Annotated in this window: 19 protein-coding genes, 3 tRNA genes and 1 pseudogene; 9 read left to right on the top strand and 14 right to left on the bottom strand. The window is 70.8% G+C overall.

The window, feature by feature from the left end:
• Positions 1 to 14: 14 nt before the first annotated feature.
• The 7 genes from OG440_RS25525 to OG440_RS25495 all read right to left on the bottom strand — a co-directional run bounded on the left by OG440_RS25525 (position 15) and on the right by OG440_RS25495 (position 8,506).
• Entirely contained in the window at positions 15 to 1,055 is a 1,041-nt protein-coding gene (locus tag OG440_RS25525) for a cytochrome d ubiquinol oxidase subunit II (protein WP_406009106.1), read from the bottom strand.
• Entirely contained in the window at positions 1,052 to 2,524 is a 1,473-nt protein-coding gene (locus tag OG440_RS25520; protein ID WP_406009105.1) for a cytochrome ubiquinol oxidase subunit I, read from the bottom strand. The genes OG440_RS25525 and OG440_RS25520 overlap by 4 nt, the downstream gene beginning before the upstream one ends.
• Before the next feature lie 39 nt (positions 2,525 to 2,563).
• Complete coding sequence (locus OG440_RS25515) at positions 2,564 to 3,403, bottom strand: SDR family oxidoreductase (protein ID WP_406009104.1); 840 nt, start codon at positions 3,401 to 3,403, stop codon at positions 2,564 to 2,566.
• Positions 3,404 to 3,560: 157 nt separating this feature from the next.
• Positions 3,561 to 5,141 carry a GMC oxidoreductase gene (locus tag OG440_RS25510; RefSeq protein ID WP_406009103.1) on the bottom strand — a complete coding sequence of 527 codons (1,581 nt, stop codon included), beginning with the start codon at positions 5,139 to 5,141 and terminating at the stop codon, positions 3,561 to 3,563.
• Positions 5,142 to 5,313: 172 nt separating this feature from the next.
• Positions 5,314 to 6,228 (bottom strand): cyclase family protein, encoded by a 915-nt coding sequence (locus tag OG440_RS25505; protein ID WP_406011456.1) that lies wholly within the window; start codon positions 6,226 to 6,228, stop codon positions 5,314 to 5,316.
• A 405-nt stretch (positions 6,229 to 6,633) separates the two neighbouring features.
• On the bottom strand, positions 6,634 to 7,098 hold the full coding sequence (locus tag OG440_RS25500) for an ArsI/CadI family heavy metal resistance metalloenzyme (protein WP_406009102.1): 465 nt from the start codon (positions 7,096 to 7,098) through the stop codon (positions 6,634 to 6,636).
• 43 nt (positions 7,099 to 7,141) lie between these two features.
• Positions 7,142 to 8,506: an NAD(P)-binding domain-containing protein gene (locus OG440_RS25495; RefSeq protein ID WP_406009101.1), complete on the bottom strand. Its 1,365-nt coding sequence runs from the start codon at positions 8,504 to 8,506 to the stop codon at positions 7,142 to 7,144.
• 195 nt (positions 8,507 to 8,701) lie between these two features.
• On the opposite strand from OG440_RS25495, the gene OG440_RS25490 reads away from it, so the two are divergent.
• The 6 genes and pseudogenes from OG440_RS25490 to OG440_RS25465 all read left to right on the top strand — a co-directional run bounded on the left by OG440_RS25490 (position 8,702) and on the right by OG440_RS25465 (position 14,491).
• Positions 8,702 to 9,055 (top strand): ArsR/SmtB family transcription factor, encoded by a 354-nt coding sequence (locus tag OG440_RS25490; RefSeq protein WP_406009100.1) that lies wholly within the window; start codon positions 8,702 to 8,704, stop codon positions 9,053 to 9,055.
• A gap of 278 nt (positions 9,056 to 9,333) precedes the next feature.
• Complete coding sequence (locus OG440_RS25485; RefSeq protein ID WP_406009099.1) at positions 9,334 to 9,753, top strand: arsenate reductase ArsC; 420 nt, start codon at positions 9,334 to 9,336, stop codon at positions 9,751 to 9,753.
• Positions 9,754 to 10,570: 817 nt separating this feature from the next.
• Complete coding sequence (locus tag OG440_RS25480) at positions 10,571 to 11,476, top strand: NADP-dependent oxidoreductase (RefSeq protein WP_406009098.1); 906 nt, start codon at positions 10,571 to 10,573, stop codon at positions 11,474 to 11,476.
• Between the two features lie 61 nt (positions 11,477 to 11,537).
• Positions 11,538 to 12,598 (top strand): annotated as a pseudogene (locus OG440_RS25475) (alkene reductase).
• 11 nt (positions 12,599 to 12,609) lie between these two features.
• On the top strand, positions 12,610 to 13,089 hold the full coding sequence (locus OG440_RS25470) for a MarR family winged helix-turn-helix transcriptional regulator (RefSeq protein ID WP_406009097.1): 480 nt from the start codon (positions 12,610 to 12,612) through the stop codon (positions 13,087 to 13,089).
• 493 nt (positions 13,090 to 13,582) lie between these two features.
• A complete protein-coding gene (locus OG440_RS25465) occupies positions 13,583 to 14,491 on the top strand; it encodes an SDR family oxidoreductase (protein WP_406009096.1) in 909 nt (302 codons plus the stop codon).
• Positions 14,492 to 15,239: 748 nt separating this feature from the next.
• On the opposite strand, the gene OG440_RS25460 is transcribed toward OG440_RS25465, so the two are convergent.
• The 3 genes from OG440_RS25460 to OG440_RS25450 all read right to left on the bottom strand — a co-directional run bounded on the left by OG440_RS25460 (position 15,240) and on the right by OG440_RS25450 (position 16,937).
• A complete protein-coding gene (locus OG440_RS25460) occupies positions 15,240 to 15,710 on the bottom strand; it encodes a transposase (RefSeq protein WP_406011455.1) in 471 nt (156 codons plus the stop codon).
• A gap of 122 nt (positions 15,711 to 15,832) precedes the next feature.
• Positions 15,833 to 16,075: a hypothetical protein gene (locus tag OG440_RS25455; RefSeq protein ID WP_406009095.1), complete on the bottom strand. Its 243-nt coding sequence runs from the start codon at positions 16,073 to 16,075 to the stop codon at positions 15,833 to 15,835.
• Between the two features lie 76 nt (positions 16,076 to 16,151).
• Positions 16,152 to 16,937: an AraC family transcriptional regulator gene (locus OG440_RS25450; RefSeq protein WP_406009094.1), complete on the bottom strand. Its 786-nt coding sequence runs from the start codon at positions 16,935 to 16,937 to the stop codon at positions 16,152 to 16,154.
• Positions 16,938 to 17,144: 207 nt separating this feature from the next.
• Between OG440_RS25450 and OG440_RS25445 the strand changes: the two genes are divergently transcribed.
• The gene (locus OG440_RS25445) at positions 17,145 to 18,023 is read left to right on the top strand and encodes an NmrA/HSCARG family protein (RefSeq protein ID WP_406009093.1); all 879 of its coding nucleotides are present in this window, start codon (positions 17,145 to 17,147) and stop codon (positions 18,021 to 18,023) included.
• A 96-nt stretch (positions 18,024 to 18,119) separates the two neighbouring features.
• Positions 18,120 to 19,019: an NADP-dependent oxidoreductase gene (locus tag OG440_RS25440; RefSeq protein ID WP_406009092.1), complete on the top strand. Its 900-nt coding sequence runs from the start codon at positions 18,120 to 18,122 to the stop codon at positions 19,017 to 19,019.
• Here the strand turns inward: OG440_RS25440 and OG440_RS25435 are convergent.
• The 4 genes from OG440_RS25435 to OG440_RS25420 all read right to left on the bottom strand — a co-directional run bounded on the left by OG440_RS25435 (position 18,986) and on the right by OG440_RS25420 (position 20,593).
• A complete protein-coding gene (locus OG440_RS25435) occupies positions 18,986 to 19,429 on the bottom strand; it encodes a hypothetical protein (RefSeq protein WP_406009091.1) in 444 nt (147 codons plus the stop codon). The two genes, OG440_RS25440 and OG440_RS25435, sit on opposite strands and share 34 nt — an antisense overlap.
• 770 nt (positions 19,430 to 20,199) lie before the next feature.
• Positions 20,200 to 20,273: transfer RNA gene (locus tag OG440_RS25430), tRNA-Ile, on the bottom strand.
• Positions 20,274 to 20,442: 169 nt separating this feature from the next.
• Positions 20,443 to 20,515, bottom strand: a tRNA-Asn gene (locus tag OG440_RS25425).
• A gap of 5 nt (positions 20,516 to 20,520) precedes the next feature.
• A tRNA-Asn gene (locus tag OG440_RS25420) sits at positions 20,521 to 20,593 on the bottom strand.
• A 159-nt stretch (positions 20,594 to 20,752) separates the two neighbouring features.
• On the opposite strand from OG440_RS25420, the gene OG440_RS25415 reads away from it, so the two are divergent.
• A complete protein-coding gene (locus tag OG440_RS25415; protein ID WP_406009090.1) occupies positions 20,753 to 21,058 on the top strand; it encodes a YtxH domain-containing protein in 306 nt (101 codons plus the stop codon).
• The last annotated feature ends 132 nt before the right edge of the window (positions 21,059 to 21,190 follow it).

The raw sequence follows: 21,190 nt of genomic DNA, 5'->3' as shown, positions 1-21,190 counted from the left end.
GGCGGGCTCCGAGGTCACCCCTGGTCCCCCACACCACGCCGCCGCAGATCGGCGTCGGTGAGGGATTCCAGTTCGCCGTGGGTGTCCATCCAGTACAGGAGCACGACCGCCGGGAAGATCAGCAGCAGGGCCACCAGCGAGACGATGCCGAGCCAGCGCAGGGTGCTGGAGTCGCCCGCTCCCTCCGCGACGGTCAGGGAGGTGGGGATGAGGTACGGGCGCTGGGCCATGCCCCAGGCGAACACGGCCGAGGCGACGACCACGACGGCGGTGACCCGTGACCATGAGCCGGACGGACGCAGCAGCAGGCCGGCGGTGGCCAGCGTGGCCACGACGGCCAGGACGACGAAGACCAGGCCGACGCCGTGGGTGAGGCCGTGCCACACGTGCGGGGCGTCGTCGTGGGTGACGAACAGGGTGATCACCGCGAGTACGGCGACGGCGGCGAGGGCGCCGAGCGCGCGCCTGCGGAAGTAGCCGTCGAGGTCCGGTGCCCCGAAGCGCCGGGCGTCCGCGGCCAGGAACACGGCCCCCAGGACGGCCGTCGCGGCAATGGCGAGCAGACCGAAGAGGAGCGAGGTGGGGTTGGACCAGGCGTCGTCCGCCGCGGGCGTGCCGGGGGCGACCCGGCCGGAGGCGATGCCGCCCACCGCCGCGCCGAAGAAGAACGGGGTCAGCAGCGAGGCGACGGCGAACACGGCCCCGTACAGGCGCCGCCCGGCGAGCCGCCGGCTGGGCTTGCGCAGGGCGAAGCCCGCCCCGCGCAGGACCATGCCCACGGCGGCGAGCGCCAACGGCAGCCACATGGCCGCGAAGACCGTCTGGAACATCACCGGGAAGCCGGTCCACATGATGACCAGGACGAAGATCAGCCAGACGTTGTTGACCTCCCAGACAGGGGCCATCGCGTGGTCGATGAGCCACCTCGGCCGTTCGCCGCGCTTCGCTCCCCCGGCCGTCAGGTCCCAGAACCCGGCGCCGTAGTCGGTGCCGCCGCCGCAGGCGTAGGCGGCGACCGCGAGCAGCAGCACGACGGCGATGACGTCGGCCATCATGATCCGTTCCTCTCGGACGGGCCGTCCGATGCCCGGGAGTCCCCGGCCGGGACCGCGGGGCGCGGCCCGTAGGGGGTGTCCGACTCCGGGCCCTCGGCAGGGCTTCCCGCCGGCTGCGCCTCGTCGGCGAGACGCCAGCGGGTACGCATCTTCAGCAGCACGACAAGGAACGAACCGAAGACGAACACGTACACCACGACCACCAGGCCGAACATGATCCACAACCCGTAGGACCGGGTGGCGGTGACCGCTTCGGCGACCCGCATGTTCTCGTAGACGATCCACGGCTGGCGTCCGACCTCGGTGGTGATCCAGCCGCATTCGACGGCGGCGACGGAGGCGACGCCCGCGCATGCCGCGACGCGGTAGAACCACTTCGATTCGGGCAGCCGGCGGCGTCGCCACCAGATCAGGGCGTACCACAGGGCGAGCAGCACCAGCAGGGAGCCGATCCCGACCATCGTGTCGAAGGCCCAGTGGGCGATCGTGGCCTGGGTGGCGTTCGGCCGGTCGCTCGCGGGGACGGAGGTCAGCCCGGTCACCTTGGTGTCCGTGCTGAACCCGGCCAGGATGGAGTCGAACTGCGGGATTTTGATCCCGCCGGAGATGCTTCCGTCCGGATGGAGACGGCCGTACAGGTATTCCGGCACATGGGTGTCGGTGTTCCAGACGATCTCCATCGCCGCGAACTTGACGGGTTGTTTGTGGAACACCTGCCGGGCGATGGAGTCGCCCAGCATGAACTGGAGGGGCGTGCACACCGCGGCGACGGTGAACGGGACGGTGAACCCGAGGCGGTGGTAGCGGTCGCGGCGTCCGCGCAGCCACCCGGTGGCGTAGACCCCGGCCACCACATAACCGGCGGTCACCAGCATGGCCACCACGAAGTGCCAGTACTCCGGCCCGAACATCGGCGTGAAGATCGATTTCCAGACGTCCACGTCGGTGGGGTTGCCCTCGGCGTCGAGGGAGAAGCCCTGGGGCGTGTTCATCCAGGAGTTGGCGGCCAGGATGCCGAAGGCTCCGAGCAGGGCCGCCGCGGGAAGCGGAAGCCCCAGCAGGAAGTGGGTGCGGGGCTTCAGTCGGCGCCACCCGTACAGATAGATGGCGATGAGCACCGCCTCCAGGAAGAAGGCCCAGCCCTCGACACTGAACCCGAGCCCGAACACGTCGCCCCACCGGCCCATCAGGCCGGGCCACAGCAGGCCGAACTCGAAGGACAGGACCGTGCCGGTGACGACGCCGATCGCGAACTGGACCGCTATCACGGCCGACCAGCGCCGAGCCAGCAGCAGGGCCGTCTCGTCGCCGGTGCGCAGCCCGTATCCGTGCATGATGAGCGTGATCAGCGGCAGCGCCACGCCCAGCGGCACCAGGATGATGTGGGTGGCGAGGGTGAAGGCCATCAGCGATCTGGCCGGCAGCATCTGGGGCGGCGCGTCCGCCAGCAGGTGGATCATGGTGTGCATGAGTGTCTCCCCGGGTTCCGGCGGCGCGCGTGAGCGGAGTCAGCCGCCGGTGGCGAATCCGGGGAAGAGGGTCATCCCGCCGTCCACGTAGAGCGTGGTGCCCACGACGTAGTCCATGAGGTCCGAGGCGAGGCCGACGGCCGCGTGGGCGATGTCCTCGGGCTCGCCGACGCGGTCGTAGGGGATCAGCCTCAGGAGATCCCGCTCGGCGTCCGCCGTCTCCCAGGCACTTCGGTTGATGGGGGTCTTGATGGCCCCGGGGGCGATCGCGTTCACGCGGATCTTCTTCGGGGCGAGTTCCTGGGCGAGGGTCTCCATCATCATCTGCACGCCGCCCTTGGAGCTCGCGTAGTTGACGTGCCCCGCCCACGGAATGAGCTGATGGACCGAGCTCATGCAGATGATCTTGCCCGCCGCGCGTGACACCTCGGGCACGACCCCGCGGCGCACGAACTCCTTGGTCGCCTCCCGTGCGCAGAGGAACTGCCCGGTGAGGTTGACGTCCAGCACCTTCTGCCACTGGGCGAGGGTCATCTCGGTGAACGCGGCGTCGCGTTGGAGGCCGGCGTTGGCGACCAGGATGTCGATCGTCCCGAACTCCTCGACCATCCGCTCCGTCATGGCGACGACCTGGCCCTCGTCGGACACGTCCGCCTCGTAGGCCGCCGCCTTCACCCCGAAGGAGGCGATCTCCTCGACGACCTTCTCCGCCTCTTCCCGGCCGGCCACGTAGTTGACGACCACGTCCGCTCCGGCCCGGCCCAGGCCGATGGCGGTGGCCTTGCCGATGCCGGAATTGGCGCCTGTCACCAGCGCCTTCTGGCCCGCGAGCAAGTGGGCGGGAATGACGTGCTGAGGTGCTCCCTCGGTGGGACTCACGTTCGACTGCCTCCTCCGATGCGCCCCGCCAGGTCGGGTCGTGGACCGCGGGTACGGTCGTCACACAATCACCACGGGCGGGAGGCGGCATCCGGGGTGGGCCCGCGTTGCGCCGCCCGGACGAGGATGTTCCACCGGCCGGTGGCGGGGTCGGCCGTCAACCCAGGCGCTCCAGCAGGTGATCGCCCACGCGCAGGGCGTTCGCGATGGCCGTGAGGGACGGGTTGACCGCGCCGATGCTCGGGAAGAAGCTCGTGTCGACGACGTAGAGGTTGTCCACCTCGTGGGCCTTGCAGTTGACGTCCAGGGCCGACGAGGCCGGGTCGTCGCCGAAGCGGACGGTGCCGGCCTGGTGGGCCGTGGCGCCGATCGGCATGCCCTTGTGCAGATAGATGCTGTGCGGCAGCAGGTGGTGCTCGTGCATGCCCAGACGGCCCAGCATGTGCTGGAGTTTGTGCTGCAGACGCTTCAGCCCCGCGATGTTGTGGGACTCGTCGAGAGCGAGGTGGATGCGGCCGTCGCCGTCCAGGGTGACGCGGTTGCCGGGCAGCGGCAGGTCCTCTCCGCACAGCCAGAAGTCCACGGCGTGATGGGCCAGGACCTCGAAGGGCATGTCGGGAGCCACCGCTCCGGCCCAGCGCGGGGCCTCGCCGTGGATCTGGTCGGCGTCCGACTTGCCGAGCATCTGGATCCCGCCGAGGGGGTAGTCCCAGTCGTCCGCGCCGAGATACCAGTCGTGCAGGGCGAGGGTCTTCTGGAACCTCGTGTCGTTGGGTTCCTTCGAGACGGCCATCAGCGCGAGGTTGTTGTGCCGCATGTAGTGCCGGCCGACCACATCGGAGCCGTTAGCCAGACCCCGGGGATGCTGGTCGTTCGCCGAGGCGAGCAGTAGGGCGGCCGAGTTGACCGCCCCGCAGGCGACGACCACGATGTCCGCCGAGTAGCGGACCTCCTCACCGTCGGCGAGCCGGACGACGACCGTGTCGACACTGCGCCCGGTCGGATCGGTCCCCAGCCGCACCACGTGGGCGTTGGTGACCATCTCGACGCCGGGGTACCGCAGGGCGGGCTCGACGCAGATGACCTGGGCGTCGGACTTGGCGCCCACGAGGCACGGGAAGCCGTCGACCCGGTCGCAGCGGATGCACACGCTCGAGTGGGTGGCCCGGCCGTTGCCGTCCTGGGTCAGATCGACCCCGATGGGCAGGTGGAAGGGATGCAGGCCCAGCTTCTCCAGGTCGTCGCTGAGCTGCTGGATGCGGGGTTCGTGTGCGACCGGCGGGTACGCGTACTGCTTGCTCGCGGGGCCCTCCCAGGGGTCCTCGCCGTGCCGTCCGTGCACCAGGTAGAGGTGTTCCGCCTGGGTGTAGTACGGCTCCAGGTCCTCGTAGCGGATCGGCCAGGCGGGCGAGATCCCGTCGTGGTGGCGCAGGTCGCCGAAGTCCTCGGGCCGCAGCCGGAACAGGGCCGCGCCGTAGAACTTGGTGTTGCCGCCGACGTAGTAGTTGACCTCGGGCGGGAACTCCCGGCCGTGCTTGTCGAACCAGAACTCCGGCGCCCGGTACCTGCCCTTGACGAACACGGCGGTGGAGTCCCAGTTGTCCCGCTCCCGCGGGAGGTAGTCACCGCGTTCGAGGACCAGTATCCGTTTCCCCGAGGGGGCCAGCCGGTGGGCGAGCGTGCCGCCGCCGGCGCCGGTACCGATGACGATGACGTCGTAGTGCGCGGATTCGCCCATGGTGATCACGGTCCTTGCGCTCGCGGACCCGCTCCCCGGGCGGGACCTGCCGGTGCGCGCTGCGGAAACCCAGCGGCCGGTCCGTCTCCTCGAACGTATCCGCCCTTCGGGTGATCGGCACGCGGGGAGCGCTCGACCCGCTCGGAGCACGACGGACTCGGAGCAGGCCGGCTCAGAGCACGGCGATCGGATTCACGGGAGAGCCCGTGGCTCCCGGCAGCCGCAGCGGGGCGACCACGCACAGGAAGGCCCACCGCCCGGCGCTCTCGCACACCGGGACCAGCTCCTCGAACTGGAGGTAGTCCATCAGGTGCGTCCCCATGGCCTGCACCGCCAGGACGTGGACGGGGAAGCCGACCCCTTCCACGGCGCTGGGGGCCGTGTCGTTGTTGCCGTCGCCGCCCAGCACCGCGACCTGCCGCTCGGCCGGGAACCGCATCGCCTCCGGATGAAGACCCGCGCGGCTCTCGGCCGCGTTCCACGCCCCCCGCTCCCGCCGCCTGCGGCGATGCCCGACCCGGACGAACAGCAGGTCGCCCGGACCCACCCGGACCCCTTGGGCCTCCTCGGCCCCCGTCAGGTCCTCCGTGGTCACATGGTCGCCGGGCTCCAGCCAGGGCACACCGCGCAGCCGGGGAATGTCCAGCAGCACGCCGCGCCCGACGATGCCGTCGTGGACGAGGTCCAGGGACAGTTCGCCGGCGCCCTCCGGCGTCAGGCTTGTCGCCGGGACACCGCCGTACAGCTCGCCGTCGAAGATCACGTGACAGAGCGCGTCGAGGTGGCTGTCCGCGTCCCCGTGCATGTTCATCGCCAGCCGGTCACGGGCGAAGTGCAGCCCCGCCGCGTCGATGTCGTCCGGCGCGGGGCCGGTCATCGTGTGGTGCGCGGGTTCTGCGTTGTCACGCCCCGGACGGGTCTCGATGGGGGCGGCGAGCGACACCGTGCGCCCGGTGCGGACCTCGGCCATGGCGGCCACGACGCGTTCGGGCGTCAGATGGCTCAGGGACCCGGGCCGAGGGGCGCCGCCGCTCCGTACGCGGTCACGCAGTTCCTCGTACAGCGCCCGGAACGCCTCACCTGTCATGCCCTGGGCGGAGGGCCGCCGGGACGCGGTCACGACGACTCCCCGACACCGGCAGCCGACCCCACCCGCCGTCTCCGGGATCGGGTGAGAGGCGTTGTCATCTCCTCGGAACGGCTGCGGACGCCGTCCGGCCGCCGCTGTCGCCCTGCCGCATCGGCATGCATGCGCCGCTCCTCACTGTGGAGCCGCCGCGCGGGGTCCCGGAGCCCGGTGCGCGGTCACGGTGGGTCACCACCTCGCGGTCTACGGCGGCGGCTTCGGCCTTGCCTTTCGTCATGATGGGCGTCTCGGGCGTGCTGTACCAGTCGGGGGGGGTGACCGAGGCCGCCGCCCCGATCACCCCGCGCAGCCGTTCATGTCCGGCGGCCGCGACCGGCCCCCCGTTCCGGTCGCGGCCCCGGCGTATCAGCAGCAGCCACCCGCAGCGGCGGACTCGGCGGGGGCCGCACCGGCGGTGTCCGTCGGGCCGCAGCAGACGCTGCCCCGCTGTTTGGCCAGGGAGTCGGCGTCGGCCTTGACGACGTACACCTCCCAGGGTTCCCGGCCGGGACCGTGGACCCAGACCTTGTCCTGGAGGGCGTAGCAGCAGGTGGTGTCGTTCTCCTCCGCCGTGGCCAGGCCCGCCTCGCTCAGGCGGGTGGTGGCGGCCTGCACCTCTTCGGTGGTCTCGACCTCGACGCCGAGATGGTCCATGCGTGTGTCCTCGTCCCCGCCGCCCTCGACGAGGACGAGCTTGAGCGGGGGATCGGCGACGGCGAAGTTGGCGTAGCCGTCACGGAGCTTGGCGGGTCCGACGCCGAAGAGCCTGGTGTAGAACGCGATGGACGCGTCGAGATCCGGGACGCGGAGGGCGAGCTGTACACGGGACATGACGATCCTCCTGAGGGTGAGGGGTGAGCGGTCAGGGGCCGGGTCAGCAACCGCCCGTGGGGACGGGCGCGCCGATCCCGATCTGCAGGGTGCTCGGAGCGGCGCAGCAGCCGCCCCCGTTCTCGTCCCCGCTGGTGTCGGGCTCGTCGAACAGGCCGGCGCCGCCGCAGACTCCGGTCTCGGGGAGGGTCAGCTCGACGCGCTCGGCCGCCTCCCGGTCTCCGGCGAGCGCCGCGCTGACGGAGCGGACCTGCTCGTAGCCGGTCATGGCGAGGAAGGTCGGGGCGCGGCCGTAGGACTTCATACCGACGAGGTAGACGCCCTCTTCCGGGTGGGACAGTTCCCTGACGCCGTGCGGGTAGACGGTGCCGCAGGAATGCACGTTCGGGTCGATCAGCGGGGCCAGTTCGACGGGAGCCTGAAGACGGTCGTCCAGGCCGAGGCGCAGTTCGGAGACGAAGGACAGGTCGGGGCGGAAACCGGTCAGCACGATGACCTCGTCGACCGGGTCCAGGCGGCGGCCGTCCTCTGCGACGAGAACCAGCCGCTGCTCGTCCGTCCTCTCGACGCTCGTGGTGCGGAAGCCGGTGACGGCGTCGGCGTGTCCGTCGTCGACGGCGGCCTTCGCGGCCAGACCCAGGGCGCCGCGGGCGGGGAGCTCGTCGGCCTCCCCGCCGCCGAAGGTGGATCCGCCGATGCCGCGCCGGAGGATCCATACGGCGTGGGTGCCGGGGGCTTTCTCGGCGAGCGCGGCCAGCGAGGCCAGGGCGGTGAAGGCGGAGGCGCCGGAGCCGATGACGGCGGTGCGCCTGCCCGCGTACCGGGCACGTACGTCCGGGTTCTCGAGGTCGGGAACCCGGTAGGAGAGGTGATCGGCGGCCGCCTTCTCGCCGAGGGCGGGCAGGCCGTCGCCGCCGATCGGGCCGGGGGTGGACCAAGTGCCGGAGGCGTCGATGACGGCGCCGGCGGTGAGGCGTTCCTCGCGGCCGTCGGCGTACGCGACGTGGACGGTGAAGGGCTGCCGGTCGCGGTCGGCGTCGACGACGCGGTCGCGGCCGAGGCGGGAGACACCGGTGACCGTCGCACCGAACCGGACCTTGTCGCCGAGCACGTCGGCCAGCGGCCGCAGGTACTTCTCGGCCCAGTCGCCGCCCGTGGGGTAGGTCGCGCCGTCGGGTGCGGTCCACCCGGTGGGGCTCAGCAGCTTCTCGGCGGCCGGGTCGACGACCTCGGCCCAGGGGGAGAACAGCCGTACATGGCTCCACTCGCGTACGGCGCTGCCCGCGGACGCCCCGGCTTCCAGGACGAGGGGTTCGAGACCGCGCTCGACGAGGTGGGCGGCGGCGGCCAGACCGACGGGGCCGGCCCCGATCACCACGGTGGGCAGGACGGCGGTGTGCGCGTTCACGATGACTCCCCTGTTGATTCGACATCCGTCGATGGCTTCCACGGCCAGCATCACACCTGATTCGATGAACGTCAACATAGACGTTCATCGAAATGAACTCGAATCTCCGACGGGAGGTGCCGGCGAGGATCGAGCGGACAAGGATCGGGCGGCCGCCGCCGGGGGCGCTGTTTCGACGTGTGTCAACATAGACGTATGTCGAATACGAAGGTGCTGCCGCTGCTGGAGCCGGAAGACACGGTCCCCTGCTGCCCGCCGCTGAACGAACGCCCGCTGACCGAGGAGGAAGCGGTCCGCACGGCGGCGATGTTCAAGGCCCTCGGCGACCCGGTGCGCCTGCGCCTGTTCTCCTCCGTGGCCTCGCACGAAGGAGGCGAGGCGTGCGTCTGCGACATCTCCGACGTCGGCGTCTCCCAGCCCACCGTCTCCCATCACCTGAAGAAGCTGAAGGAGGCTGGTCTCCTCACCTCCGAGCGGCGCGGCACCTGGGTCTACTACCGCGTCGAGCCGTCGGTGATCGCCGCCATGGGACAGCTGCTCCGCCCGTAGCCGGCAAGGCAAGCCACGGCAGCGCCGATCACCGCTTCCCGGACCCCGCCCCCGGGTCATGCGGCCGACCGCTCCCCAGCCGTCCGTCCGGGCATGAAGACGAGCGCCACCAGCCCCAGCCCGACCACGGCTCCGGCCGCCCGCATGCCGGTGAACGCCGGAACCGAGCCGGGGGCAGGCTGATACCAGTCCGGGGCGATCCCCCCAAAACTCTGGGCCGACCCGAGTCGCCCGCCCTACCGCGTCACACCGCTCGGCCACACATGAAGGAAGAACCGATGCCGTCCAGCCCGCTCGCGTCCGTGCTGTTCGTCTGCGTCCACAACGCGGGCCGGTCCCAGATGGCCGCAGGCTTCCTCGACCACCTCGCCGGCGACCGGGTCGAGGTCCGCTCCGCCGGCTCCATCCCCGGCGACCAGGTCAACCCGGCCGCGGTCGAGGCGATGAGGGAGGTCGGCGTCGACATCGCCGCGGCCGAGCCGAAGCTCCTGACCACCGAGGCGGTCCAGGCGTCCGACTACGTCATCACCATGGGCTGCGGCGACGCGTGTCCGATCTTCCCCGGCAAGAAGTACCTCGACTGGGCCCTGGAGGACCCCGCGGGCAAGGGCGTCGAGACCGTACGTCCGATCCGCGACGACATCAGGACCCGCGTCGAGGCACTCATCGCCGAGATCGACGCAGCCCAGGAGGCGTGAGCCCACTGCTTGTTCGGAAGCTCCCGACGGGAGGCTGGGCAGGCCGTGACGGGTCGCCGCTCCCCCCGGGCGTCGTCGGACTCCCAACTCCCGAGCCGCGAATGGCGCCGGGTCAGGGAAAGTTGACCGGCACAGCTGGACGATCAGCCTCGATTCGTCAGCGGGATTCGGTGGCCGACTCGCTCGACAGTTCGCCCGTGATGTCCTCGGGCCGTTCGAGGTGGGCCGTCGCGTGACGCTGCGGGCGCTCCGGGCTCCACGAGCCCGGAGCGCTGCCGACCTTCTCCTTCCTGACCCTTGTCGGGATGACGCCCGGCCGGTCAGCCGATGGCCCGGCGGCGAGTCGCCGAGATCGCCGACCACGCGGCACTGCCGGCCTGGCTCTGGATCACGCCGTTCAGACCCCCGCCCGGCGCCGGTTCACTCCCCACGGTGCCCCTCGCGGCACCACCGGCACCCGGCTCGATGACCGAGGGACCGAGCCGACCGCCCGGCCGGAGGAGAGGGACGCGAGCTGGAGGCTGTCCGGCGGCCGGCCGCGAGCCGACCCGGGCCCCGGGCCGGAAAGAAGCCGCACACCGCCAACCGGGGCCCGACCGGCCCGTCTTCCAGCTTCCAGTCGAGATAGCCCATGGCCGGGGAAGGTGCTCTCCGGCGGGACCCCTCCCGCTTCGACCGCCGCCCCGAAGAGACCGACGCGACCATGACCGCCCTTGCCCAGCGCGAGCGACAGCAAATACTTGGCTAGCCACATGTTTGCTGTTACGGTAATCATGTGTCCAGCCACCTAAATGGGTGGGGCGCGAGAGGAGTCGTCATGAAAGCCATCCTGTTCGACCGTTTCGGAGGCACGGACGTGCTGCACGAGGCGGACATCGAGGTCCCGCAGCCCGGCCCCGGGCAAGTCCGCGTCCGCGTCAAGGCGGCCGGCCTGAACGCGCTGGACGGCAAGATCCGCTCCGGGATGATGGAGGCCGTCCGCCCGACGACCTTCCCCGCGGTCCCCGGTGCCGAGCTCGCCGGCGTGGTGGACGCCCTGGGTGAGGGCGTGCAGGACGCGAAGGTGGGTGACGAGGTGCTGGGCTGGTCGGACACCGGCTCGTACGCCCAGTACGCGCTGGCCACCACCGTGGCCCCGAAGCCCGCCGGACTCGACTGGCAGCACGCGGCCGCGCTGCCGGTGGCGGGCGAGACGGCCGAGCGGGTCCTGGACCTGCTCCGTGTCGCCGCCGGGGAGACCATTCTGATGCACGGCGCGTCCGGAGCGGTGGGAACCCTCGCGGTCCAGCTCGCCACGGCCCGCGGAGCGCGCGTGATTGCCACCGCAGGCCCCTCCAACCAGGACTACCTCACCTCGCTCGGCGCCACCGCGACCGTGTACGGCGAGGGCCTGGTCGAGCGGGTGCGGGCGCTGGCCCCCGAAGGCGTGGACGCGGTGTTCGACCTGGCCGGGAAGGGCGCCCTGGAGGACTCCATCACCCTACGGGGCGGCACCGAGCGCATCGTCACCATCGCCGACTTCGGTGCACGGCAGCTGGGCATCACCTTCTCCCAGGGGTCCCCGGAACGCTCGGCCGCCCGCCTCGCCGCCCTGGCCCAGGACGCCGCGGCCGGCAAGCTCGTCACCACCGTCACCGCCTACCCGCTCGACCAGGCGGCCGAGGCCCAGCAGGTCAGCGACGCCGGGCACGTGCGGGGCAAGCTCGTCCTGACCGTCGACTGAGCACGACCACCCGCCGCCTTTTCGGTGACCGGCCGGTCACCGCCCTATCGAAGGACCCCTCATGCTGCACTCCCTGTGGACACCGACCACCGTCGGTGACATCTCCCTCCCGCACCGACTGGTCATGGCCCCAATGCCCGTGACCGCTCCACGCCCGAAGGCGTACCGACCGAGCTGAACGCCGAGTACTACGCCCAGAGGGCCTCGCACGCGCTCATCATCACCGAGGGAACCCAGCCCTCCCCCGATGGCCAGGGCTACCTCCTCACTCCCGGCATCCACAATGACGAGCAGATCGCCGGGTGGCGCAAGGTCACCGACGCCGTGCACGCGGCGGACGGCCGGATCGTCATCCAGCTGATGCACACCGGACGCATCGCCCACCCCGAGAACACCCCCCACGGTCGGCAGCCGGTCGCCCCGTCGGCGATCCGGCCGCAGGGCGTGATGTTCACCGCGTCCGGGCCCCAGGAGATGCCGGCACCCCGTGCTCTGTCGACGCAGGAGGTCGCGGCGACCGTCGACGACTTCCGCCGCGCCGCTGCGGCCGCCGTCGCGGCAGGCGCCGACGGCGTGGAGATCCACGGCGCCAACGGCTACCTGGTGCACCAGTTCCTGTCCGACAACACCAACCAGCGCACCGACGGCTACGGCGGCTCGATCGAGGGCCGCATCCGCTTCGCCGTCGAGGTCGCCGCTGCCGTGGCCGACGAGATCGGCGCCGAGCGCACCGGTATCCGTATCTCCCCCGGCAACCCCTACAACGACATCGCCGAGTCCGACACCGCCGAGCTGTATCCGGCGCTCCTGGACGCCCTGCGCCCCCTCGGCCTGGCCTACCTCCACGTGATGCACACGGGCGACGAGGAGCTGCTGGGCACCCTGCGCGCACTGTGGCCGACCACCCTGATCCTCAACCGGGGCGGCGCCGACCTGCCCACCCGCGCCAAGGACATCGACCACGGCACGGCCGACCTCGTCTCCGTCGGCGCCCTCGCGCTCGCCAACCCGGACCTGGTCGAGCGGCTACGCTCTGACGCGCCGCTGAACACCCCCGACCCGGCGACCTTCTACGGCGGCGGAGTGGCCGGCTACACCGACTACCCCACCCACACCGCCTGAGGAACCGCATCATGCCCGCCTCCACACACCGCACCCCCTCCACGGCCGGCGAGGGGCCGATGAGCTACGCGATCTTCCAGCTCGCCCGCGCCCACCGCGCCCGCGCCGGCGTCATGCTCCGTGAGATGGACCTGCATCCCGGACAGGAACTGCTGCTGATGCAACTCCTCGACCGGGACGGCCAGTCCCAGTCCGAGCTGCTGGAGAGCGTCGGCCTGGACCACTCCACCGTGTCCAAGTCCCTGCGCCGTATGCAGGACGCCGGTCTGCTCGTCCGTGAGCCGGCCGAACACGACCGGCGTGTCATGGTCGTGCACCTCACCGACAAGGGCCGTGCCATGCGCGAGCCCATCGCGGCCATGTGGCGGGCCCTGGAGGAGACCTCCGCGCTCAATCTGTCGGCGCAGCAGGCGGAGTCCTTCGTCCGCACCGCCTACGCGATCGCCGACGCGATCAACAACCCCGCTCTTCCGCGGGAAGAGTCCGAGTAACTCCCCTCGCCCCGCACCCCGGTCCGGCCTGAAGTGCGCTTCGTTCCCGGCGTTCTCGCGAAGTGGCGAGCCGGTCCGGCGCCTGTGGCGGAACCCACCCGCTGCCCCCGTGCGTCACGGAGGACGGGGGCGGGCGGGGCCCCCGGCGTCAGGGGCAAGCGCGAGCCGTCCCGGTACAAGCAGGACGGAACTCTTCCGGGGACGGGGCAGCACCCTAGGGCAACACCCCGCGGGCCCGGCGAGCCCTTCCCCGTCGCCGGCCGAACGCCCATCGGGTACGGACGCATCATCCGCGGCGCGGGTCTCCGTCGACCTCCTCAAGCTCCCCCACCGGGCCGCCGGTGACCCGCGCCGCGGCGCCGCCCACCACAGGGCCGCCCCCCTGAGCGCCCCGGGCCGAAGGCGCCCCCGTCCCTGGCCACCCATGTCCCCGACCGTCCCTGCCCCACCCACCCCATCCCCCACCACTGACCTGATGGAAGGCGAGACCCCCATGACCACCACCCTCCCCGTCCTCGTCGTCGGCGCGACCGGCTCCCTCGGCGGCAAGGTCGTCGACGAACTGCTCAAGCGCGGTAAGAACGTCCGCGCCCTGGTCCGGCCGACGACCGACGCGAGCAAGCTCGAAACCCGGGGTGTCGAGATCGCCCGCGGCGACATGCTCGACCTCGACTCGCTCGTTGCCGCCATGAACGGCGCCGATGCCGTCATCACCACCGCTGCCGGCTACACCCGCGGCGGCAAGAACGCGCACGACATCGACACCGTCGGCAACACCAACCTCGCCGAGGCCGCCCACCGCACCGGCATCCGGCGGTTCGTCCTGACCAGCATCCTCACCAGCGACCGGACGCCCCAGATCCCGCACTTCTGGCACAAGAAGCTCGCCGAGGACAAGCTCGAACAACTCGGCGTCCCGTTCGTCGCACTGCGGCCGGGGGCCTTCCTCGACCAGATCGCGACGATGGCGGGCAACCCGATCGACAAGGGCCGCCTGACGTGGATCGGCAAGACCACCGTCCCGCTGACCTTCGTCCACACCTCCGACCTCGCGGCGTACCTGGCGGCCGCCGTCGACGCCGAGGCCGACAACGGTGAGCGCATCGACATCGGCTGGGACCGTCCGGTCAGCATGCGCGAGATGGCCGACCTGATGGGCAACCGGGCCGGAAAGAAGATCAAGGTACGGGCCGTCCCCTCCGTCGTCGCCCGCGCCGCAGGAGCCATCGCCGGCCGCTTCATGCCCCTGGTCAAGGACATGGCCGCGATGTTCAGCTGGTTCGACAGCGGCCGCTACGTCGCCGACCCTCGCCGCCAGCAGCAGCTGTTCGGCCCCGCCCCCGCCGCCGAGGACGTCCTCGGCCGGTACACCGACGGGCTGGGCACGGCGCAGCACCGGTGACGAGCCCGCATGCCGGTCCGGCCGCCCGGGCGGGGCCCAACCGGTGAGTGGGAGGAACCGCTCCGGCAGATCGCCGTACATTCCTGCCGCACCCGGAATGGGACCTGCCGGGCCGACTAGCCGGGCTTCACCTGAACTGGCAAAACCACGGCACCTGCTGCGGTGGCAGCGGTTCCTGACAGCCGGGAGTTCTCCAGACGAGCGACTGTGGCGCGAGGCCAGCCGAGAGGGGCCGTTTCCCCTTCGGGCCGTTTCCTTGCCCCTCGGCCATCGCCGGGACTCCTCCTCAGCAGCGACAGGTTCTCCACGGCACAGACGGCAGCCGATGTCGCCCTACCGCGTCCGCGCACCGTCGCGCCGGTACTCGATCGTCTACTCAGCCGCAGGTCAGAGGGGTTGGAGCTGTACCCAGCAGCGCCCGACTCCAACCCACGAGCGGCGGATTCGGTCCGTTCAGGCAAAGTTGACGCTCCGCCACCCAAAAAATGAACGTTTCCGCAGGTCACAGCCCTGCACAGGTGGCACGGGCTGCCATTCGGTCGCGCCCAGCTCTGAGAGGGCCTCGCACCTGCCCACAGCGGATTCCTCTTCCAACGTGTAGAGGCCCTGCCCACGGGATTGGGCCAGAGCCTCTGTGGCCGCAATCACCGGCCAGATCTATACAGCGGGCGTATCCGGAACTCATGGCAGGTGGCTCAGTTGCTCGCGCCCGGTGGGTCTGACACGAAAATGACTCGTGGTGGAGCCGTCAGGCTGGGATGGGGTCGAAGCGGATGGTCAGGCCGAGGCTGTTGGCTTCCTTGAGCATGCGGCGCATGGCGCGTTCGGGGTCGCGGCGGGTGAAGTGGTCAGCTCCGAGGTCTCGGTAGGGCTCGTGGTCGTGCAGGACGTGCCAGACGGCGATCACGAGTTTGCGCATCACGGCGACGAGTGCGCGTTTGCCGCCGCTTCTGGCTGCGAGACGGCGGAAGAAGACTCCGAGGTAGGAGCCCTTGTTCCTGATCGCGACCATGGCGGCGACGCCGAGCAGGCGCTTGAGGTTGGCGTTGCCGGGTCGGGCGCGTCCCGACTTGCTGACTCCGGCGGACTCGTTCCGGCCGGGGCAGACCCCGATCCAGGAGGCCAGGTGGTGGGCGGAGGCGAACTGGGCCACGTCGCCTCCGGTCTCGGCGATGATGATCTCTGCGCCGAGTCGGCCGATCACCGGGATGGTCTGCAGGACTTCCGAGCACAGATGCCTCTGCGTCCTCGCAGACCACGATTTGGTCCTGCACCGAGGCCAGGGCCTGGAGTCCCGTGAAGCGCCCTCCGAGGAGGTACGTCGCAGCCTGCACGATCCAGTTACTCAGGCGTGTTCGGGCTGAGCATGGTGACGCCCAGGCCAACGCCGCGCCGACTGAGCGCACCCATGTACTGCGAGACCAGGTCCCGCACCTGGGCGTAGGTCAGTCGCCGGTCGCCTGCGACGAACGCCTCCGAGGAGATGTGCCGCGTCAGCGACTGGACGATGAGGTCGCTCAGCGTCGCACCGGCCGAGGCCGCCGAGGCCGGCGAGGAGCTCTGGGTGATGGCGGAGGGAGTCACCCTTCCAGCGTGGGCACCCACACCATTGGGCTGCCACCGATGTTCCGCCAGGAACTACGGCTACCCCGCCAACCTCTCACCCGTGGGAGCTGCGGGAGGACCGAGCCGACGAGCGATAGGCCCCGGGTGTCTGACCGACCAGCTCGGTGAAGGCGTCGATGAAGCTGCTGGGGTTCGACCAGCCCAGCCGCATCGCCGTGTCGGTGACCGAGGCGCCGTCGCTGAGCTCGATCAGCGCCCGTTGAATGCGCAGCAGGGTGCGCCACTGACGGAAGCTCATCGACAGCTCGCTGCCGAACAGTCGGCTCAGGGTGCGTTCGCCGGCGCCCGTGCGGTGGCCCAGCTCGGCCAGGGTCGCCGGGGTTGCCGGGTCCATGTGAAGCAGGTCGGTGACCGCCTTGAGACGCCGGTCGATCGGCTCCGGGAGGCGCAGTGGCTCCTGTGCGGCGCGGGCGACCTCGGCGAGTACGACGTCGATCAGCAGCCGCCCACGGGGGCTCTCCAGCGGCTCGCCCTCGCTCATCAGCGCCAGATAGGCCTCGCGCAGCAACGCGCTCGCCACGAAGACCGACGGCTCGGCCGGCAGCTGTCCGGTCAGCGTCACGGGCAGCGACAGCACCCGTATGTCCGTCTCGCCGTACGCCTTGCTGCTGTGCACCGCGAAGGGCGGCACCCACATGATCCGACTGGCCGGCGCCACCCAGGTGCCCACCTGGGTCGCTGTGACCAGGGCCCCACGCGCGGCGTAGCGGAGCTGGCCGTAGTCGTGGAAGTGCGCGGCCACGTCGGCGCCATGGGCCAGCGGCGCCGACAACGGCGCATCGTCGGTGCAGAAGCTCGGCTCGCCGCTGAGGTCGGACACGCGATCGAGGCTACCCGACACTGGCGGGTTATCGGGAGAACCTGGCGCGATACCGGTGGTGCGCCTGGCGCCGCATACGCATCGTGGAGACATGTCGCAACAGATCAAGCTCGAGGACGCCACGCCCGCGTCGTCCTCCCCCCACCGCCGAGGTCAACACCGGACTCGTGCTCACCTCGCTCACGCCCTGAGTGAAGGGTGGCAGCGATGAGCACACAGACGACCGCCACGATCGCAGTCTTCGGCGCGACGGGGCGACAGGGCGGGGCGGTGGTCGACGCGCTGCTGGACCACAAGGCCACGGTGCGGGCCCTGGTCCGCAACCCGCAATCCGACCGGGCTCAGGCGCTGGCCGCCCGCGGCGTCGAGCTGGCGGCCATCCGGACCGACGACCCGGCGTCGCTGGCCGCCGCGCTGACGGCGGTCGAGGCGTTCTACTTCATGACCCCGGAGGCGAACAACCTCGAAGAGGTCGAGACGGAGATCCGCATCGGCACCGCGCTCGTCGACGCGGCGGTCGCGGCACGCGTCCCGCACGTCGTCTTCAACTCGGTCTTCGGCGCGGACCGGGAGCGGGGTGTGCCGCACCATGACTCGAAGCACTCGATCGAGGAGCACCTGAGGAAGTCCGGCCTCAGGGCCGCGATGGTTCGCCCGACCCCCTTCATGGAGGAGATGGCACCGAGCCTGGAGCACGGAGAGATCGTGCTGAGGCTGCCGCTGCCGGAGGACGTCGCCCTGAAGATGATCTCGGTCAGGGACGTCGGCCGGGTCGCCGCCGCGCTCCTGCTCGACACCGCGGAGGCACCCGGCGGAGCCGTCGAGCTCGTCGGCGACGAGCTGACGGGCCCTCAGATCGCCGCGGCGTTCGGCGCGCGGGCCGGGCTCCCGGCACGTTACGAGGCCCTCCCGTTGAGCGTGCTTCCCAGCGACCTCGAAAGGGCGATGTTCCGCCAGTTCGCGAAGGCGGCGGAACACCCGTCGGATCTTGCGGTAGTGCGGGCGATCGAGTCGGCCACCCTCGACCTGGCCGAGTGGATCCGATCCACCGGCTGGACCGCGCCCACAAACATGGCTGGTTCCTGAGCCTGCGAGCCGGAACTAGTCGAAGTGCCGGTGCGGCCGCCACCGGTCCCGGCCAAGTTGATCTTTCACCTAGAGCGACGAGCACTGGAGCAGGACATGAAGGCGATCACTTACACCGAGTTCGGCGGCCCGGAAGTCCTCCACCTCGAAGAGGTCGACGAGCCGCACGCCGGACCCGGGCAGGTGCGGCTGAAGGTCGTGGCGGCAGGGGTCAACCCGCTCGACTCCAAGATCCGCAACGGGTGGAGGCCGCAAATCGCCCCGCCGTTCCCGGTGATCCCCGGCGTGGAGGCGGCCGGCGTCGTCGACGAGGTCGGCGAAGGCGTGACCGGCGTCGCGGTGGGTGACGAGGTCCTGGGCTGGACCGTCACCGGCGCATACGCCGAGCACGCGCTGGCCGTCGACTTCGGCCCGAAGCCCGCGGACCTCGACTGGGACTTCGCCGCGGCACTGCCCGTCGCCGTCGAGACCTCGGTCCGCGTGCTCGACGCCCTCGGCGTCGGGGAAGGCGACACGCTCCTGCTGCACGGAGCCGCGGGTGTGGCCGGCGCCGTCGGCGTTCAGCTCGCGGTCACCCGCGGCGCCACGGTCATCGGCACAGCCTCCCCCGGCAACCACGAGTACCTGCGCTCGCTGGGCGCGATCCCGGTCGCCTACGGCGCCTGCCTCGCCGACCGGGTCCGCGAGGCCGCACCGCAGGGCATCGACGCGGTGTACGACGCCGCGGGGGCAGGCGACCTGGAGGTGTCGATCGACCTGCGCGGCGGCACCGACCGGATCATCACCATCGCCGATCTGAAGGCCGTCGAGCTGGGCGTCACCTTCTCCGGCCCCGGTGCCCCGTTCGGTTCCCGCCTCGGCGAGCACGCCCGCCTCGCAGCCGACGGCAAGCTCACGGTGCGCATCGCCCAGAGCCTTCTGCTGGAGGACGCCGCGAAGGCGCAGGAGCTGAGCGCGAGCGGTCACGCCGCCGGGAAGCTCGTCCTGCGGCCGTAGCCGGCGCCCGGCCGGCTGGGGGGCACGGCGGCAGCGCACCGGCCAGTGGCCACGGTCCTGGCGAACCCGGCCAGTTCGTCCGCCTCCACCGGTCCTGCCTGCCGCACGGCCTCGAACAGGACACGCCGCCCGCTGTAGTGCTCCTCCACATGCCCGGCCAACGCCGTTAGCAGCGGCGGGCGTTGCCTGAGCCGGTGGGCGGTGCGTTCGTTGATCCGACGCCGCCGCGCCTCGAACCCCCGCAGGCCCGCCGACGGGATCGGACACGGCGCGGCCCAGCGCGCCCACCGCTGGGGTTCCTCCAATGCCCAGCTCTGGATGTCCATGTAGAACGCGCGGACCGGCAGCAGCATGCCGGTACCGCCGTCGACCCGTGGTTTGCCGTGCGCAGCCGGATGGCCTCGCGCCACTGGTCGTAGACTTCCTGCGGCAGGTTCAGGTCCTGCTGGCCGCGGATTACGAGTGGGCGGTTCGTGATTCTTTGAGGGGTTCTGGCGTCGCCTGATGGTGTGAGCTACCAGGGCAATGAGGGGCCGACCAGGACGGCGCCGGGGCCGCGTTCGAGGTCGTGATGATCGGCCTGCGCCACCAGCAGACGTCTTCCACGGCATGGCACCGCTCGCCGGCCTTCAACCTCCGGTTCGTCGCGTCTGCGGCGTCCGGCAAACAGCCGATGATCACGGCCTCCCCCGGGCCCGGCGCCAACATCCGCACCACGGCGCTGAGCGACGGCGGCATGACAGCCGCACGGCTCAGCAGACAGGGCGGGCTGTTTTCTGTTCGGGCAGTTTCCGCCCTGGCGCGCACCAGCTCCTCACGCCCTGCCCGACGCGATCGAGCTCCCCAGAGTTGAGTCCGAACCCGGTCAGCACGGAGCTCCTCGGGCGGCCGGCCGGAGCCCAGAGGGACTGGTCAGCAGACCTCACCGAAACCCTGCGTCCCCAACACGTCCCCAAAATCACGAAAACGAAGCCGCGGAGACGCTGCCAGCTCGTGACGTTGCTGAGGCACAAGTCCTGATCATCAGCATTGCCGCAGGTCAGCGCGATGTCCGCTCAGCGAGGGAGCGAGAGCCTCGCCCCGTTCCGAACTCGCGAGCAGCGGATTCAGTCCGTTGAGCGAAGGTTGACGCTCCGACACCTCACAAGGAACGTTTCCGCAGGTCAGGAGCCTGCGCAGGTGGGGCGGGTGGGACTCGAACCCACGGCCGACGGATTATGAGTCCGCTGCTCTAACCGGCTGAGCTACCGCCCCATAGCGGCGTGTCGCGTACATGTGTGCGCGCCGTCTGCCGCAGCATAGCCGCTCATACGATCTCACGCTTCGGCTGGTCGACCTTGCACGACCATGGGGACAGCCCCCCTGGCCTGCACGGTTCCCGCCGACATGAAAAAGGACCCCCCTGGGGTCCTCGTTCACGATGCTCCCCCGACTGGACTCGAACCAGTAACCTGCCGGTTAACAGCCGGCTGCTCTGCCAATTGAGCTACAGGGGACCGAGCTCCCCCGACTGGACTCGAACCAGTAACCTGCCGGTTAACAGCCGGCTGCTCTGCCAATTGAGCTACAGGGGAATGCCTCGTTCTGCATCGAACGTACTCACCTGGGTATTCGCCAGGGGGCGCTCGCTCGCTGCGACACATACATTAGCGCAAGCAGGGGGGTGCTCCGCCAATCGGTTCCCCCCGGCGCCCACGTCGTGCCAGGGACTACGCAAGGAGAGGATGGCCGTCATGCGCTACAAGCTCACGTTCGTCGTCGGGCTGGCCGCGGGTTACGTACTGGGCACGCGTGCCGGGCGCGAGCGCTACGAGCAGTTGAAGAAGTCCGCGCGACAGGTCGCCCAGAACCCCGCCGTGCGCAACACCGCCGAGACCGCCGCCCATCAGGGCCGCCAGTACGCGGGCAAGGCGTACCACGCGGTCAGCGACAAGGTCGGCGACCGGATGCCCGAAGCGGTGGCCGGCCGGGTGCGGTCCCTGCGCGACCGCAACAGCAACGGCGCGGGCGGGGACGACTGGGGCACCAGCAACACCTAGTGACGCCTTCGCGGCCTCCGGAGGGGCCGTCCGGGGGCCGCGGGGATGTGACATATACGGCTCCGTCTCGGGGGCCCCACCAGCGACAACGTCCCGTGCCGGGCACGAGTGGGGCAGCCCCGTGGTCTCCGC

It is taken from the genome of Streptomyces sp. NBC_00637, assembly GCF_045161545.1.
GTDB lineage: Bacteria > Actinomycetota > Actinomycetes > Streptomycetales > Streptomycetaceae > Streptomyces.
This window is presented reverse-complemented; position numbering and strand designations above follow the sequence as displayed.

Coding starts and splice junctions, on each gene's coding strand:
- OG440_RS25470 (WP_406009097.1), top strand. CDS start 12,610: ATGCCCGCCTCCACACACCGCACCCCCTCCACGGCCGGCGAGGGGCCG.
- OG440_RS25490 (WP_406009100.1), top strand. CDS start 8,702: ATGTCGAATACGAAGGTGCTGCCGCTGCTGGAGCCGGAAGACACGGTC.
- OG440_RS25520 (WP_406009105.1), bottom strand. CDS start 2,524: ATGCACACCATGATCCACCTGCTGGCGGACGCGCCGCCCCAGATGCTG.
- OG440_RS25525 (WP_406009106.1), bottom strand. CDS start 1,055: ATGATGGCCGACGTCATCGCCGTCGTGCTGCTGCTCGCGGTCGCCGCC.
- OG440_RS25480 (WP_406009098.1), top strand. CDS start 10,571: ATGAAAGCCATCCTGTTCGACCGTTTCGGAGGCACGGACGTGCTGCAC.
- OG440_RS25485 (WP_406009099.1), top strand. CDS start 9,334: ATGCCGTCCAGCCCGCTCGCGTCCGTGCTGTTCGTCTGCGTCCACAAC.
- OG440_RS25505 (WP_406011456.1), bottom strand. CDS start 6,228: ATGACAGGTGAGGCGTTCCGGGCGCTGTACGAGGAACTGCGTGACCGC.
- OG440_RS25445 (WP_406009093.1), top strand. CDS start 17,145: ATGAGCACACAGACGACCGCCACGATCGCAGTCTTCGGCGCGACGGGG.
- OG440_RS25510 (WP_406009103.1), bottom strand. CDS start 5,141: ATGGGCGAATCCGCGCACTACGACGTCATCGTCATCGGTACCGGCGCC.
- OG440_RS25500 (WP_406009102.1), bottom strand. CDS start 7,098: ATGTCCCGTGTACAGCTCGCCCTCCGCGTCCCGGATCTCGACGCGTCC.
- OG440_RS25440 (WP_406009092.1), top strand. CDS start 18,120: ATGAAGGCGATCACTTACACCGAGTTCGGCGGCCCGGAAGTCCTCCAC.
- OG440_RS25415 (WP_406009090.1), top strand. CDS start 20,753: ATGCGCTACAAGCTCACGTTCGTCGTCGGGCTGGCCGCGGGTTACGTA.
- OG440_RS25465 (WP_406009096.1), top strand. CDS start 13,583: ATGACCACCACCCTCCCCGTCCTCGTCGTCGGCGCGACCGGCTCCCTC.